This is a genomic window from Winogradskyella pacifica (assembly GCF_013403915.1).
Lineage (GTDB): Bacteria > Bacteroidota > Bacteroidia > Flavobacteriales > Flavobacteriaceae > Winogradskyella > Winogradskyella pacifica.
Map to the genome: position 1 here is coordinate 50,788 of NZ_JABFDI010000019.1, position 16,650 is coordinate 67,437.

General features: G+C 33.8%; 16 protein-coding genes. 2 read left to right on the forward strand and 14 right to left on the reverse strand.

What is annotated here, in order from left to right; genetic code table 11:
• The first annotated feature begins 9 nt into the window (after positions 1-9).
• Positions 10-717 carry a response regulator transcription factor gene (locus HM984_RS15000; RefSeq protein ID WP_115811958.1) on the forward strand — a complete coding sequence of 236 codons (708 nt, stop codon included), beginning with the start codon at positions 10-12 and terminating at the stop codon, positions 715-717.
• A gap of 67 nt (positions 718-784) precedes the next feature.
• On the opposite strand, the gene miaA is transcribed toward HM984_RS15000, so the two are convergent.
• The 9 genes from miaA to HM984_RS15045 form a co-directional block, all read right to left on the reverse strand.
• Positions 785-1,702 (reverse strand): tRNA (adenosine(37)-N6)-dimethylallyltransferase MiaA, encoded by a 918-nt coding sequence (miaA, locus tag HM984_RS15005; protein WP_179349747.1) that lies wholly within the window; start codon positions 1,700-1,702, stop codon positions 785-787.
• 15 nt (positions 1,703-1,717) lie between these two features.
• On the reverse strand, positions 1,718-2,614 hold the full coding sequence (locus HM984_RS15010; RefSeq protein WP_115811954.1) for an ion transporter: 897 nt from the start codon (positions 2,612-2,614) through the stop codon (positions 1,718-1,720).
• 141 nt (positions 2,615-2,755) lie between these two features.
• The gene (locus HM984_RS15015) at positions 2,756-4,120 is read right to left on the reverse strand and encodes an exonuclease domain-containing protein (protein ID WP_179349767.1); all 1,365 of its coding nucleotides are present in this window, start codon (positions 4,118-4,120) and stop codon (positions 2,756-2,758) included.
• An 80-nt stretch (positions 4,121-4,200) separates the two neighbouring features.
• Entirely contained in the window at positions 4,201-4,860 is a 660-nt protein-coding gene (locus HM984_RS15020; RefSeq protein WP_179349748.1) for a YggS family pyridoxal phosphate-dependent enzyme, read from the reverse strand.
• A gap of 6 nt (positions 4,861-4,866) precedes the next feature.
• A complete protein-coding gene (locus HM984_RS15025; protein WP_179349768.1) occupies positions 4,867-5,055 on the reverse strand; it encodes a hypothetical protein in 189 nt (62 codons plus the stop codon).
• A gap of 35 nt (positions 5,056-5,090) precedes the next feature.
• Positions 5,091-6,329 carry a DUF1015 domain-containing protein gene (locus tag HM984_RS15030; RefSeq protein ID WP_179349749.1) on the reverse strand — a complete coding sequence of 413 codons (1,239 nt, stop codon included), beginning with the start codon at positions 6,327-6,329 and terminating at the stop codon, positions 5,091-5,093.
• 40 nt (positions 6,330-6,369) lie between these two features.
• Positions 6,370-6,741 carry a four helix bundle protein gene (locus tag HM984_RS15035; RefSeq protein ID WP_179349750.1) on the reverse strand — a complete coding sequence of 124 codons (372 nt, stop codon included), beginning with the start codon at positions 6,739-6,741 and terminating at the stop codon, positions 6,370-6,372.
• A 67-nt stretch (positions 6,742-6,808) separates the two neighbouring features.
• Positions 6,809-7,699, reverse strand: a complete 891-nt coding sequence (locus tag HM984_RS15040) for a 3-hydroxyacyl-CoA dehydrogenase family protein (protein WP_179349751.1) — start codon at positions 7,697-7,699, stop codon at positions 6,809-6,811.
• An 83-nt stretch (positions 7,700-7,782) separates the two neighbouring features.
• Positions 7,783-8,742, reverse strand: a complete 960-nt coding sequence (locus HM984_RS15045; protein WP_179349752.1) for a Gfo/Idh/MocA family protein — start codon at positions 8,740-8,742, stop codon at positions 7,783-7,785.
• Positions 8,743-9,009: 267 nt separating this feature from the next.
• Between HM984_RS15045 and HM984_RS15050 the strand changes: the two genes are divergently transcribed.
• Complete coding sequence (locus HM984_RS15050; RefSeq protein WP_179349753.1) at positions 9,010-9,651, forward strand: protein-L-isoaspartate(D-aspartate) O-methyltransferase; 642 nt, start codon at positions 9,010-9,012, stop codon at positions 9,649-9,651.
• Positions 9,652-9,853: 202 nt separating this feature from the next.
• Here the strand turns inward: HM984_RS15050 and HM984_RS15055 are convergent, their stop codons facing one another.
• The 5 genes from HM984_RS15055 to HM984_RS15075 form a co-directional block, all read right to left on the reverse strand.
• The gene (locus HM984_RS15055; RefSeq protein ID WP_179349754.1) at positions 9,854-11,695 is read right to left on the reverse strand and encodes a Xaa-Pro dipeptidyl-peptidase; all 1,842 of its coding nucleotides are present in this window, start codon (positions 11,693-11,695) and stop codon (positions 9,854-9,856) included.
• Between the two features lie 161 nt (positions 11,696-11,856).
• Positions 11,857-12,882, reverse strand: coding sequence for a TQO small subunit DoxD (locus HM984_RS15060; RefSeq protein ID WP_179349755.1), 1,026 nt, complete (start codon positions 12,880-12,882; stop codon positions 11,857-11,859).
• Between the two features lie 73 nt (positions 12,883-12,955).
• Positions 12,956-13,312 (reverse strand): hypothetical protein, encoded by a 357-nt coding sequence (locus tag HM984_RS15065; protein ID WP_179349756.1) that lies wholly within the window; start codon positions 13,310-13,312, stop codon positions 12,956-12,958.
• A gap of 150 nt (positions 13,313-13,462) precedes the next feature.
• A complete protein-coding gene (locus tag HM984_RS15070; RefSeq protein WP_115811935.1) occupies positions 13,463-13,990 on the reverse strand; it encodes a hypothetical protein in 528 nt (175 codons plus the stop codon).
• A gap of 9 nt (positions 13,991-13,999) precedes the next feature.
• A complete protein-coding gene (locus HM984_RS15075) occupies positions 14,000-16,465 on the reverse strand; it encodes a DUF5686 and carboxypeptidase regulatory-like domain-containing protein (protein ID WP_179349757.1) in 2,466 nt (821 codons plus the stop codon).
• Positions 16,466-16,650: the final 185 nt, after the last annotated feature.

Here is a 16,650-nt window from a genome sequence, read left to right on the forward strand (position 1 = left end):
AAACGAATTATGGAAGAGCAAAACAAAAAAATTCTTTTGGTAGAAGACGATCCAAATTTTGGAACTGTTTTAAAAGATTATTTAATGATGAACGATTACGACGTAGTACATGCTAAAAATGGCATGGAAGGTTTTGAAAAGTTCAAAAAGGACGATTATGATCTTTGTATTTTAGACGTTATGATGCCTTATAAAGATGGTTTTACATTAGCCAAAGAAATTAGAGAAAAAAATGAAGATGTACCTATCGTATTCTTAACGGCTAAAGCCATGAAAGAAGATGTACTTAAAGGTTATAAAGTAGGAGCAGACGATTATCTAAATAAACCTTTTGATAGTGAGGTTTTATTAATGAAGATTAAAGCTATAATGCAACGTAAAGCTAAAGATACTGTTGCAGATAGCAAACAATTTGAATTTAAAATTGGTCGTTTTGATTTAAACTCTAAACTACGTTTTCTTAAGTTTGATGGCGGAGATCCTTCTAAATTATCACCAAAAGAAAACGAATTATTACGCTTATTAGCATTACACGAAAATGATTTAATGCCGAGAGAATTAGCATTAACAAAGATTTGGAGAGATGATAATTACTTTACGTCTCGAAGTATGGATGTGTATATTGCTAAATTACGTAAATACTTAAAGCCAGATCCGAATGTTGAGATTTTAAACATTCACGGAGAAGGCTTCAGATTAGTTATTAATAACAAATAAGTCTTTACTTTATATATATAGAATCCAGTTCATTGAGCTGGATTTTTTGTTTCTAAACGGCCGTGTATTACTTAATTTGAGTGTCTATATGGTTTAGGATGGCGTCAATGTTAGTCTCATAATCGAACCAAGTAATTGCGTCGTCTTTTCTAAACCAAGTAAGTTGTCTTTTTGCAAAGCGTCTTGTGTTTTTTTTAATTTCAGAGATAGCAAACTCTAAAGTAGATTCACCTTCAAAATAAGCAAACAACTCTTTGTAACCAACCGTGTTTAATGCATTAAGATCTTTATACGGCAAAAGTGCTTTAGCTTCTTCTAGTAGGCCGTTAGCGATCATTATATCTACACGTTGATTAATTCTATCGTAAATCATAGAGCGATCTGCACTTAAGCCAATACTAATGGTTTTAAATTCTCTATTCTTTTCGGAATTAGTAAGAAAAGAAGAATACGGTTTAGCTGTACCAATACAAATTTCTAAGGCCCTAATAACGCGTTGAGGATTATCTATGGCAATTGTATTGTAAGCTTCAAAATCTAAAGTCTTAAGCTGTTCTTGCAATGGAATTAAGCCGCTATTTTCTAGTTGAAGGTTAAGATTTTCTCTAATATTGGCATCCACTTCTGGAAAATAATCTAAACCTTTGGTTACAGCTTTTACATATAATCCAGAGCCACCAACCATAACTACAATAGGATTTTTTTGATGTAAATCGTTGATTTTAGAAATCGCTTCCCGTTCAAAATCACCAACACTAAAATACTCTTTAATCGATTTATGTTGAATAAAGTGATGTGGAGCGGCACTTAATTCTTCTTTGGAAGGCACCGCAGTTCCTATAGCCATTTCTTTAAAGAATTGACGAGAATCTGCCGATATAATTTCAGAATTAAAATGTTGAGCAAGTTTTATACTTAACGCCGTTTTACCAATAGCAGTCGGGCCAACAATGGCAATTACAAAGTTTTGGGGTGTTTTAGACATTATAATATCTACAAATTAATGGTGAAGTGGGTGTCCGCAATTATAACAAAAATCAGCATTATCTCTATGGTTTGAAACGTTGCAATAATCACAGTGTTGCGAGTTAAGATGAACTTTTATATTATCATTATCCAATTTCACTGCTGCATTTTTATTTTGCTCTAAAGCTTCATTTTCTTTGTCTGCTTTTTGGCTAGTTCTAACGTATTCGGCAGAGACAATTCCGGTAGGTACAGCGATAATACCGTAACCTAATATCATGATAAACGTTGTGATGAGTTGGCCTAGTGCGGTTTGTGGTGCGATATCACCAAAACCAACAGTGGTAAGGGTAACCACACACCAATACACACTTTTAGGAATATTATCAAAACCGTTAGCTTCTCCTTCAACTAAATACATAATGGTACCAAAAATCACAGAAGAAATCATGACAGCAAATAAAAATACCATAATTTTTACACGACTTGCAACAATGGAATCTTTGAGTTGGTTTGAGGCGCCTAAGTATCTCGCTAATTTTAAAATTCTGAAAACTCTAAGTAATCGCAAAGCTCTTAGTGTTACTAGAGCTTGAGATCCTACAAAGAAGAATGATAAATACATTGGTATAGTCGATAAAAAATCGATAATACCGAATGGACTAAAGATGTATTTAAATGGTTTTTTTACAGAAACAATCCTTAAAATATATTCAATAGAAAATAATATGGTTACAATCCACTCTCCGATATACAGGAGTCTATGGTATTCTCTGTCGATACTTACCACACTCTCTAACATTACTAAAACGATACTGAGTATTATAAATACTAACAATAAAATATCAAAAAGCTTCCCAGAAGGAGTATCCGCTTCATAGATAACTTCGTGAAGTATCGATTTCCAAGTATGTTTCTTATTCGATTCCATATTCTAAATGTACGAAAAGTTAAATTATTGTTTTTCTAGAGCAATTTTAATGTTATACAGTTTTTCTTGCATTATTATCTTGTGAAAAACCTAAAAAAGTAACAAATAATGTTACCACCGTAAACCTATAAATCATGTCTGTTATTTTAAATCAATAATTTTGAGTCTTTTGTTTCGCCTCATATAACTTTGAATAATATGCTGCGTATCTCTATTGTTTTCCATTGGAGTAATAAGAGATGCTAAGATAGCTCTATTGTTAATTTGATGGTTTAAGTCGAAAAAGCCCATGCCTTTAAAGATACCATTTTCTATTAAGAACACACTTTTTTCTTCAATACTCCGACCTTTATCAATGATAAGCATGTCTTTATTTGCGTAACTAAATTTCTCTATAAGTGTATTTACGCGTTCATTATAGGATTCTATAGGCTCTTCATTAATGCAAGCTCCAAGACATTCTTTTACTTCATATTTAAAACAGCTTGTTTTTGTGTCATATAAATCAGTGAGTTTTTGACACAAATTAAAATCTTCTGCGGCTTTAAACATAAAATGTTTCGCACTAGCTCTATTGCTAAATGTTGTAATAGGATTTTCTTCTCTATTGGATTTATCGATAAAAAGGTTGACATAACCATTCTTGTCGGTAGAACTATATAAGGCGTGTGTAAAAACTGTTCGTCTTAAGGCTCTATTAAAAATAGGTTTGTTTGCTTTTATTTCGGCACTTTCCTTTAGTAATGCTGCTAATTCACTTCCTGTTTTTTCATAAGTTACAGTACTAACTAATTTTTGAATTTTTTTAGACTTAGAATTTGTTCCTGTAAAATGCTGTATAATGCGTTTTCTAATGTTATTGCTCTTACCAATGTAAATGATTTCACCGTTTGCATTGTGAATGTAGTACACACCCGTATCCGAAGGTAGTTCTTCTATAATATCCTTAAGATTGGTAGCGATGTTAGATTTCTTTTCAATCTTAATAGCATCCTTTACAATGACCTTATCTAGGTCTTTGTTCAGTAACATCTTAAATAACTTTACAGTAGCCATAGCATCACCATTAGCTCTATGTCTATCGCTCATTGGGATTCCTAAAGCACGCGTTAGTTTACCTAAGCTATATGATGCCATATCTGGTATGAGCTGCTGAGAAAGTTCCACAGTACAAAGTGTTTTTCTTTTAAATGGAAAGCCTAAACGTTTAAATTCAGTTTTAAGGATTCTATAATCAAATGATGAGTTATGGGCGACTAGGATGCAATCTTCCGTAATCTCAACAATGCGTTTTGCAACCTCATAAAATTTAGGTGCATTTTTAAGCATGTTAGAATTAATGCCTGTAAGATTAACTACAAAAGGTTGAATTTCTCGTTCTGGGTTAACTAATGAAATGAATTGATCTGTTACTTTATGGCCATCAAATTGGTAGATTGCAATTTCTGTAATTCCTTCCTCGTTGAACTTTCCACCAGTGGTTTCTATGTCTAGTATTGCGTAAATGTTGTATCGTTTTTAATGTTTAGTTTTCGACTGAAAACTGATATTTAAAGCGCTCGGGTGCTAATGCGACTGAGAACTAATTAATTATAGTTTCTTGTTCCAAAGATACTACTTCCAACGCGAACCATGGTACTTCCGCAGTCAATTGCTAATCGGTAATCTCCACTCATTCCCATGCTAATGATGTTGAGTTCAGAATTTATAGCTTTAAGTTCTGTGAATGTGTGTTTTAGGAATTTAAATTCACTATCAACTTGCGTCATATTATCAGTAAATGTGGCCATTCCCATAACACCAACAACGTTAATATGCTTTAATTCGGAAAATTCATCGGATTGTAATAGGGTAGAAGCGTCCGAAGCAGACATACCAAATTTACTATCTTCTTCAGCAATTTTAATTTGAAGTAAACAGTCTATAATTCTATCGTGTTTTTTGGCTTGCTTGTTAATTTCATTTAATAATTTGAAGCTTTCTACTCCATGAATTAAACTCACAAATTCAGCCATATATTTCACCTTATTTCGCTGAACGTGACCAATCATATGCCATTCAATATCTTTTGGCATTTCGGCATATTTATCTGCCATTTCTTGGATTTTGTTTTCTCCAAAAATGCGTTGTCCAGTATTATAGGCTTCCATTAAATCAGACACAGGTTTTGTTTTTGAAACGGCTACAAGAGTAACGTGTTCTGGTAAGTTTGATTTAATTTTTAATAGGTTTTCTTGTATAGACATAATAATTTAATCTCTAGTTAATGCATAGTATATAACATATAGCCAACTGAATATTCCGTGTAAAATTGCCCATAGAATAGATTTATTTCTATCCCATGAAAGTACAACTGCAATAACAGTACCTAAGCCAACCCCACTTTTTATAACGGTATCAGATCCTTCGTTTTGAGCGAAGCAGGCGAAGCTAAAACTCATAAAAAGTAATAATAAGATATATTTTTTAGTCATAATTAGTATTCGTAAATAGTGATACCACTTCTCAACTTCGGCAGAATATAAGTGCTTTTTGGAGGCATTGTTAAACCTTCATCCGCAATTTGTTTCATTTGTTGCACATTAGAAGGACACATGCCAAAACCAACGACATAGTCGCCACTATCAACGCTACTTTTAATGGTAATCATTTCATGTTGACCGTTAACATACGAAATTCTATTATCATGTCGTAAATCATCAATGCCTAAAACAGACTGAAGAATCGTTTTATACAGCAGTTGTGCATCTAACTGATCTAAGGCCGTATTGAAATCATAAGCTGTTTTTCTTAAATAAAGCGAATAAAACTCACCATCTAAATACATGCTGAAATGATGCGGTTTTGTTGGCTTGTAGGGCATTATGCCTCTATTTTCAATACGATAAGAAGCATCTAGTTGTATTAAAAATTCTTTTTTAGTTAAACCGTTTAAATCTTTTATCAGTCTATTAAATTCATGAATCACTAAATCCGATTCCGGAATTAAATACGACATAAAAAAGTTATAAGACTCGCTGCCATTATGATTAGGATTCTTTGCTTTCTCATCTTTATATAAAAGGTAAGATGAAGCCGATCTATGATGACCATCAGCAATATAAACGGTTTTCATTTTTTTAAATTCACTTTGAATCGTAGCAATGGTTTTTTCATTATCTATTTTCCATAAATAATGGGTGTCTCTATAGGTCATGGTAAATTCAAACTCGGCATGTACCTTTTGCGCCTCCTTAATAATATCAGCTATTACGACATTATCAGGATAGGTTAATAATACAGGCTCAGCATTAAAACCGACGGTTTGCAAATAGCTTTTAAAAGTTTCTTCACGTTTGGCAATGGTATCTTCATGCTTTTTTATGATATCGTTTTCATAATCTTCTGCACTTGCAGCAGCGATAATTCCGCTAAATTCTTCTCCATGTCGGTTCACAATTTTATAGACATAAAAAGAAGGGGTGTTATCTTGAATAAAAACTCCATCTTCTTTAAATTCTAAATATCTGTTTTTAACAAGTCTGTAGCGTTCTTCTCCAATAACTTCTTGGTCGTATTTATAACCAGGATTAACAATATGAAGAAAACTATAGGGATTATAAGCCATTCGAGATTCACGTTCATCAATGGTGTAACTTTGATAAGGACGTGCAGCGACAAGTCCGACAATTGCTCTTGTAGGTCTTACGGCTTTGAATGGGATTATTTTTGGCATGTAAAAGTATTCAGTGTTCAGTAATCAGTGCTCAGTAGCTTCAAATTTTGTGAGATCCGAATTTTTCTGGATTTCGAATCATGTAATTTATAAGTTTTCCTACTTCAATACTTTGTTCTGTGAGTTCATTAAATTGTTCTGTACTAATATAATTTGATGCTAAAGAAAATTCTAACCATGTTTGCGTTTCTGAATTTTCAGCATCACAATCGGTTAATTTACTTATGAAATGTTTTGGGTAAAGGCGTTTTCTGTATGCTTCTGCCATATTCGCACAAACACTTCGTGACGAACGTCTAATTTGATCAGTTAATGAATAGGTCTCTTCCTTTGGAAAAGATTTCGATACGCTCAATATTTTCATAGCCAAATCAAATCCTTTCTTATAAGCAAGTAAATCTTGAAATTTCATAATGTTTTATTGTTCAAAAGCATATCTTCAATTTACTGACCACTGACCACTGACCACTGACCACTTTCTACTTCAAAAATTGCGATGCAATTTTTTCCGCCTTCCGACTTTCAGAATAGTCATAAAAGCCTTCTCCTGATTTGGCGCCTAACTTTCCTGCCATAACCATATTTACTAACAAAGGACATGGAGCATATTTAGGATTTTTAAAACCGTCATACATTACGTTCAGAATAGATAAACATACATCTAAACCAATAAAATCCGCTAATTGCAATGGACCCATTGGATGTGCCATACCTAATTTCATCACGGTATCGATTTCTTCAACACCAGCAACTCCGTTGTAAAGTGTTTCAATAGATTCGTTAATCATTGGCATTAAAATACGGTTGGCCACAAAACCAGGATAATCATTAACCTCAGTTGGTACTTTACCTAAGGTTTTAGATAAATCCATAATCGTAGTCGTTACGTCATCGCTCGTACTATAACCTCTAATAATTTCTACCAATTTCATAATTGGCACAGGATTCATAAAGTGCATGCCTATAACTTTGTCTGGTCGCGATGTTACGGCTGCAATTTGAGTTATAGAAATGGAAGACGTGTTTGTCGCTAAAATGGTGTTTTCGCTACAAACAGCATCTAGTTGTTTAAATATTTTTAGTTTTAAATCGATGTTTTCTGTAGCTGCTTCAACAACCAAATCAACATTTTTAACACCATCTTCTGTACTCGTAAATGTGGTAATATTTCCTAAAGTTTCTGCTTTATCAGCCTCGCTAATTTTTTCTTTAGCGACCATTCTATCTAAATTTCTGGCAATGGTATCCATACCTCGTTTTAGAGAATCTTCACTAATATCTATAAGTTGAACTTTAAAACCTGATTGTGCAAAAGTATGAGCAATACCATTTCCCATAGTACCTGCACCTATTACTGCTATATTTTTCATTAAAAATTTTAATTTTTATTCCCATAATAATGGGAATCTAATTGTTTTGAATTTTATTTATGATATCCTCACTTTCGTGAGAATTAAAACTGGTTAATAATCATGTTTGCTACGCGCAATGCTTCAGTACCGTCGTGCAAAGTAACAATTGGCTTTGTATTGTTGTTAATGGCATCTGCAAAGGTTTCTAACTCGTCTAAAATAGCGTTGTTGTTTGCGATCTCTGGATTGTCAAAATAGATTTGCTTTTTAATACCTTCCGCATTCTGAAGAATCATATCAAAATCACCAGGGTTTTCTGGAGCATCTTTCATTTTAACCACTTCACATTTCTTTTCTAAAAAATCCACAGAGATGTAAGCATCTTTCTGAAAGAAACGCGTTTTGCGCATGTTCTTTAATGAAATACGACTTGCCGTTAAATTAGCAACGCAGCCATTTTTGAATTCGATACGTGCATTGGCAATATCTGGTGTTTCACTAACAACCGAAACTCCACTTGCCGAAATATGCTTCACCGGAGATTGCACTACAGAAAGAATAATATCAATATCATGAATCATTAAATCTAAAACCACAGGCACATCTGTACCACGAGGATTAAATTCAGCAAGTCTATGACATTCTATAAACATCGGATTCTTAATCTGATCTTTAACTCCAATAAAAGCAGGGTTAAAACGCTCTACATGTCCAACTTGACCTTTAACGCCATGTTCTGCAACTAGAGTTCTAATCGTTTCAGCCTCTTCAACCGTATTGGTAATCGGTTTTTCTATAAAAATATGTTTTCCTTTTTTGATGGCTAGTTTAGCACAATCATAATGGGAAAGGGTAGGAGTTACAATATCGACGACATCAACGGCTTCTATTAAATCATCAATAGAATCGAAATATCGATAACCAAATTCCTCTACAACACGTTTAGCGTTTTCAGGATCAGCATCATAGAAACCAATAAGGTCGTATTTATTGGATTGGTTGAGTAATCTCAAATGAATTTTACCAAGGTGACCAGCACCAAGCACACCAGCTTTGAGCATATTTTTTATGTTTTTAACAAAAATAGTGGATTTGTATTAGATAATTCGCAAAGAAAGTCTAAAAGTTCATTGTAAGAATTATCAGTATTTAAATTGATGCTTTCTATAGGATACATCACACAAAAAAATCTTTATAAAACGAGTATTCGTAAAGCTTTAATTTTGAAGACACGTACGGAATTTGGATTAAGTTTTTTGCGGATTTGAACTTTAAGAGGTTGCAATTTGCCTTTCTTTGAAGTATTTTAGCGTAAACTAAACTACGCTTTGAAAGATACATTTAAGCATCAAGGGATGCGCCAACAACTTGTTGAAACACTTATTAATAAAGGCATTAAAGATAAAGGTGTCTTAAAAGCGATTGGTAAAATTCCGAGACATTTATTTATGGATTCTGGTTTTATTGATCATGCGTATCAAGATAAAGCGTTTCCTATCGCTGCAGACCAAACGATTTCTCAACCTTATACTGTAGCTTTTCAATCTGAATTATTACAAATTGAACCAGGACATAAAGTATTAGAAATTGGAACCGGAAGTGGTTACCAAACAGCGGTACTTTTAGAACTTGGAGCTAGAGTTTATAGTATTGAACGTCAACAAGAACTCTTTAAGAAAACGTCTAAGTTTTTACCTAAAATTGGTTACAGAGCCAAAAGCCTCATTTTTGGCGATGGTTATAAGGGCATGCCTGTTGAAGCTCCTTTTCAAAGCATTATTGTAACAGCTGGTGCTCCTTTTGTACCAAATCCATTATTGAGTCAATTGGCTATTGGAGGTCGACTTGTGATTCCTGTGGGAGATGATGTGCAAGTGATGACCTTATTCATCAGAAAAGGACCAAAGGATTTTGAAAAACATGAGTTTGGTGATTTCAGATTTGTCCCAATGTTGGAGGATAAGAATTAGTTTTTTATTTTAAGAGCAGAGAGCAGAGAGCAGAGAGCAGAGAGCAGAGAGCAGAGAGCAGAGAGCAGAGAGCAGAGAGCAGAGAGTCTAGACTTTATAGAGTCATGATTTTATTTGCTGAACTATTTCTTTGTGAATTTCAATAGTGAAAACCTAATTAAAGAGATAAATTATAAACCTAGAAATTCTAAATACAAGGTTACTAATTAGTCGCGTTCTTAAAAGACTCTAAACCTCCTACAATAGGCAGCGTTAATGATGTTTTGTCTAATTTAATAGTCAACTCAGTTCCTGCTTTTGGGTGCAACGTAAATTCTTTATCGCTCGAAAATATCATAAAACCAATTTGTTGTCCTGCTTTTATGATTTGATCATCGGGTTGTAAATCAAAATTTATCGTATAATCTTTTCCAATTACTAAATCTTCTTCTTTAGTTAGTGATTTGTGGTTTTTTGGATCTGCCCAACCACGAGTAATGATGTTATTAGTAATCTTTACATCTTTCCCGTCTTGCCAAGGCAACGACACTAACCAAACCGATAAATTGGATGCTGATTTACTGCTAGCTAATGTGATGGTTACTTGTGGGACACCAGAAATATGAAGATCTTCTTTTAAAACGGGTGTGACATATAATAGTCTGTTTATTGAAAAAGCTTCTTTTGCAAGTTCACTGCCAGAAATTGTAACATCATCAGTTAAAGATTCAAATCCAATAGTACCAGGATTAAGTGTTAAATTTCCAGGTAATACTCCAACTACGTTTAAATTTAAAGTTACATGTGAAGCTTCAGGATTTGGATAATCTTTATATGCCGTAGGCATTTGTGGATCATCATTTTCTCTTACGATATAGGATTTGTTTTCGTCGTTTTCAACACCATTATTTATACCATGAAGATACTTTGTAAACCATTTATTCATCATAGACATTGGAGGTGGTCCACCATGACCATTTTGATGATAATAAATTTGAGTAGGTAATCCTTTTTCTTTTGCCGCTTTATAAATACGATAACTATGCTCGGGCATCACATTCCAATCGTTAAAACCATGAGACATTAATAAGGCAGCGGTCATATTATCTATTTGATTAAGGTAATCTCTACCTGCCCAAAAATCGTTATAGTCACCTGTTTCTCTATCCATACCGTTTTTTATTTCGGTATCTCTAATGGTTTTATTATTATATGGTCGATTTTCTTCTTTGCCACTATGCACAAAATCATAAAGGACATCAATATCTTCACCTAAATATCCACCAGGTGAACGTACCAATCCATTAGAACGGTAATAGTGATAATACGACGTGTTTGGTGCAATAGGAATAATAGCTTCTAAACCTTCAACACCAGTTGTTGCAGCCGCAAGAGGTAAAGTTCCGTTGTATGAGGTTCCTGTCATTCCGACTTTTCCTGTAGACCAATAAGCCATAACTTCTTCATTTCCTTCACGTTCTGTATAGCCTTTTACTCTGCCACATAACCAATCTATTACGGCTTTTGGAGCCAAAGACTCATTTTGCCCTCCTATGGTAGGTGCTCCATCTGATAAACCTGTGCCTGGTGAAGAAGAATGGACGACTATATAGCCTCTTGGCACCCATTTTCTTATGTGAGAATTAGAGATGATTGGTCGCTGCCCTCTGCGTGTGACTTCCGGATGAACACGATCTTTTGCCGATTCACCTAATTCGATGTTCACATCCCACATAACTCCAGGTAAATCAGCTGCAACTCCAGCAAAATAAGGACTGGTGACGTATATTATTGGTAGTTTTAGATTTTCGGTTTCTGTTTGTTCCGGACGTGTAACGGCAACATGCATACGGTCTGGTTGCCCATCTCCATCGGTATCAAATTCTGTTTCTACCCATAAATCGTGACGAATCCATTGGTCTGAATCACTGAAAGCTTCAACAATTTGAGCTTCTCCATCTTTGAAAATAGGTGTTGCTTTTTTTGTTACGTCTTGTGCGCAACTTAAGATTGAAATTGATAAAGCAATAATTAAAGTTGAAATGGATTTTGGTGAAATGATCATAAGAGAAATAATTTGTAATATGTTTTGATAAAAATAGCTCGAATAAATTAGAACCCAAATAAGTGGAATCTGTTTTTTATTCTTAATTCAGATTTTTTTTCGTGACTTTTGAAAATTAAAACTCCTAAAACGATTAGCAAAAGCCTCAGTTTTAGGAGTTGTCATATTGAAATTCTATTTGATGATTGATGCTCCCAACTTGCACCACTAATATCTGTCATTTTTAAAGTGTACGTTCCACTTGGTAACTTCAGAATATCGGAAGAGTTGAATTTCATTTTGGCTTTGGCTCCCAATGGAGCGATTAAGCTATGTTTACCTGGTTTTACTTTTGCGATATAATAATTTTCAATAGCATCCTCTGGTAGTTTAGCTAATTGATCTTGAGTATAATTCATGACCACATTGTTTTGGTCATCTTTAAGTTCAATACCAATAATCCAAGCGCCATAAACATCAACTCCTTCAACTCTAAAAACATCAAAAGAGAGACCGTTTTCATTCAATTTGCCTTCTGTAATTTCAAGTTTAGGTTTTACAGATTTGTTGTGTAAGGTTCCCCAAAGTCCACCATGAAATACTTGATTGGTATATAAGGTTAACCCAAAAATTAAGAATGAACCCACAATAACAAACCGAGTAAAAATGATATCTTTAATAGGGATTTGTCCAGAGCCTAACCATGCAAACCATTTCTTTTTTGTGAAAGCGACATTTCTATTCATTAAATAATTATCCAATGAAACACGTCCACTTCCTGTTAAAAACAAGAGAAAACCCGTAGCAATACCAAGGATTCCAATTTGCCATTCGTCTAAGCAAGTGGTTCCTATCCATCCGGAACCCAATAGAATACCCATTGCCAAACCAAACACACCGATACTCATAAGTCTCGTGAATAATCCGAAAATAATGAACAAGCCTACGATACCTTCAATAATGGTAAAAGCGACCATATTGTAATATAATATATCAGGGTTTTCTACTAAATACTGAATGATAGGTTTTATGCCTAAGGCGTTTGGGAGAAAGTGGTTAAACTTCTCACCGATATAACCAGGTAATTCTGGATCTAGTTTGTTGGCTAAAATAGTGCGTCTGAAAAACGCAGAAAAATAAGTCCAACCAATGACCATTCTGACTGCGAGGGCTAAGAAACCCGAATCGTTTTTAATATGTAAATTCATGTTGTATATCTATAATGTAAATAATAATTTTCTGCTAGCAGAGATTGCTAGACTTCAGTTTGAAGAAAATTAATTATAGATACGCTTTATTATTTTTGAAGAGAATATAGTAAGGAGCTAAAGGCGGAATATCGGCTCTAGCATTGTAATATTGAGTTATGGGTCTATCAGAAAGTGAAGCCGTATTACTATTAAAATGCGGTCGTTTTACCAATACTGCTTGCGATAGTTGAAGGCTATGACTAGACTTTGAAATTGCCAATGCCGCATCTGTAGAAATATCACAAACACTACTTTTTAAGGAGGATATACTTTTGTTTGAAACTTCCGTTTTTGTAGTCTCAAAAACTTCTTGAATAGTGTTTCTTACTTTGCATGGAGAAAATACCAACAACACAATCAAACCTATGATGGATAGGATAGAATTCAATGGTTTTATGGGATTTGGGATTTTCACTTTGTAAATATGAGGTTTAGAAATTTAAAAAATTTAAAAGGTTTGTTAATTGTAGTTCTTACAAGAGTTTACTGAACACTTTTCTCTAAATTGATAATACGCTCTAAACTAAATCGGAAGCGACTAGTTTGAACTTTTTGATAAATGGTCTTCAGGAACAGGAATTTCCTTAGATTCTTGATTCCAATAGAGATTAACAATCCACCAACGTTTTCCATCGTTAAATAATTGTATACTGTTAATGCCTCGGATTAAAGGTGTATCGTCGTCTTTACTATTATAAGCTTCATACGTACTAAGCACATGTGCAATATTTCCGAAGGTTTGAGTATCTCTTTTTATTTCTAATTCATGAAAACCATTATCCATTAACCATTTTTCAGAGAATTTAATGTAATCTTCAGACGACATATAGCGCAACGTGGTTTGCTTTTTTTCATACTTTCCGGTTGCAATCAGTTTTGCATCTTTATAAAATAGGTGTTTAAATAAATCCCAGTCTCGTGCTTCTCCTTTATCTCCGGAAATTACAGCGTATAAAGTAGCGACAGTACTATCTATAGACGCGACATGTTTTGAATAATCTTTTTTTTCTTGGGCTGAGATACCAGTAAAAATTAAAAATGCTAAAAGTAAAAGAGTGTTTTTCATATGATAAAGTTAAAAGAATTTTAAACCAAAAACAATAGCGTCGCTTTGAAATCCGCTTTGGTATGAACGAAGATAATCAACACGTAATAATCTCCATTTTCCCCAGCCAATATTATCTAAACCAACGGAATATTCTTGATACGGTTTAAAATCTGGTGTCGCTAATAGATGAGCACCTACGACTAAATTAAAATTCAACTTGTTTAATAAGGGCATTTTTCCTAATAAAAAACCGTTGAAATCGTGTTCGACATGGCCTTCAAAATAAGCGTCATTTGTACTGGCAGAATAATAGTCTAAGTTGTTAAAGACATTAGTGTAATTGCCATCAAAGCTAGTATGGGTTTGGTTACCATTAAAATGTTGGTAGTCCATAAAGGCTATATCGTCCGCATTAAAAAAGGTTCCCGCTTTTAGGTTATACATCAATCTGCCTTTGTCCTTAATGTTAAACGACTGTCTTAAACTTGCTTTAATTTGATCAAAATTATAATCGTTATTGGTGGCACCAAAACCTTTTTCGTAACCCAAATATAAGGTAGGATAATCGTCGTTACCTACATTATATTTTGCATCAGGATAACTTAAATATTCTTGTCCGAAATTAATACGTGCGTCAATATTTCCTTTTATAATATGGTGTGTTTCAAACGGAGCAATTCCAAAGGCTGTTTCATTTAATGGATTATTACTAGTATAGGTGTCATGCTCATCATTAAAAAAAGTTTGATTTGTGGTGTTGAAAAGGGCCTTTCGTCTTTCATAACTCAAACCTGCATACAATCTGAAGCCATTAAAAAGCTCTTCAGAATAGTTTAAAGCAGCATAACTTTTATCGTATAATTTGATGTAATTATCTTCAAAAAAGAGGGTGCTTACAGAATTGATTAATGGAGAAATAGGATTGGAAGGATTAAACTGTTCCGCAGAAACTCCACCAGATAAGCTTAAAAATGAATTACTAATACTATTAAATTTATAGGTTAAAGAGCCTGTAGCACGCAAGCGTTCATCAGAAAATCCATATTGTATATCTCCACTTGTTCTAAAGAAGCGATTGTAATCGTCATAATTCTTAGTGTAAAATACATTTGCCTTAGCGGTATAGCCCTGAACGGTGTTGAATTGCACTCCTAAAATCGGAATGCTATAACCTAAACGATAGTCTTTATGGGAATTCTGATAGGTGTAACCTAAGACCTTACTTAGTTTAAATTTGTTGTTAACACCGTCAATAGAATCTAAGTACGGTTTAGACTCGCGTAAAACTTGAAGACTATCTTTTCTTAAGTAATCTGTACGTTCTTCAGATGTAAGAGGCACAGGCCTAATAGTGTTCCAAAATATAGAATCTTTTTTATTGGCTTCTTTTTCGTAAGCCACAATTTCTCGACTGAAATCTTTTCGAGTTAATCCTGTATTAAATTCGTAATTGCTGTAAACAGCAGTAAAACGCCCTTCACCTCTAATTCCGAATAAGGCATATTTAAAATCTATACTTTGAGAAATTTGAGCCCAAATATCATCAGATTCTGAATATGAAAAACTCTGTTGTAGTGAGATGACATCAACCATCGGAATACGCGCTTGAACGCCTGTAATATCTAATTCAATAGCAAAAATATCCCATTGGTCCTCAACAATATAAATGAAGCCCGAGAACACAGGGTCATTTTTACGTTTTGGTGTGACTTTGACTTTATTGATAAGATTTCCCCTGTCGTCGTAAAACACACCTTCGAGCTTATAACGATAATAACCAAAGGCATTATTGGCGATAGGTGAAATAATTTCGTTACCAAAACTAATGGTGCTATTGTAGAAGTTGAAATCAACATCTAAAGCACTATTAAAGCTAAAACCATTGCTATCTCCACTTATTTTTGATGCTGTAATTTTTTCTTTAAGCTTATCAGGGTTTAGAAACTGAATTTTAGAAATCGTTTCAGATAAATATATAATTCCACTTCGTGTTGAATCTAAACCTCCACCTAAATCACCAACATCTTGACCCATTATTTTTTCGGGAGCATCTTTAATTTTAATTAAGCCTCTAGAGTAGAAATCAGCTTTAAACGAATTTATTTTATCGAGATTAGCTTGTCGTTGGGCAATGGCTTGGCGCATTATGGCATTTGCAGGATCGTTTTCAGAATCGATAACAACTTCATTAAGTGAAACGGACTCTTCTGCTAAAGTGATATTTAATTCAAATGGAAATTTTTCTACCGTAATGGTCTTCTTTACGGTTTTATAACCGAGATAACTGTAAACAATGGTATACGTTTTTGGTGTTGAAATATTAAGCTCGTAATGACCATCATCATTACTAGTAGTCCCTTTATACGTGTTTTCTATAAGGATATTTACAAAAGGTAATGCGTCGTTATTTTGGTCTGTAATGTTTCCTTTGATTTGTGCGGAAAGCAAAGTAGTGAAAGCAACTAGGAAAATACTTAGTAGTTTTTTAGTCATAGTGATTTGATTGATGATTTTATTTGAATCAGATTATCGCAAATTTTATGCCTTAATAAATTTTAGGATTGAATTAGCTATTATTTATAGCGACGCAATTTAATTGTAAATGGTTACATCAACCAATAGATAACGTTCTAAATTATTAAACACAAGACATAACAATTTATGAGATACGGTTAATA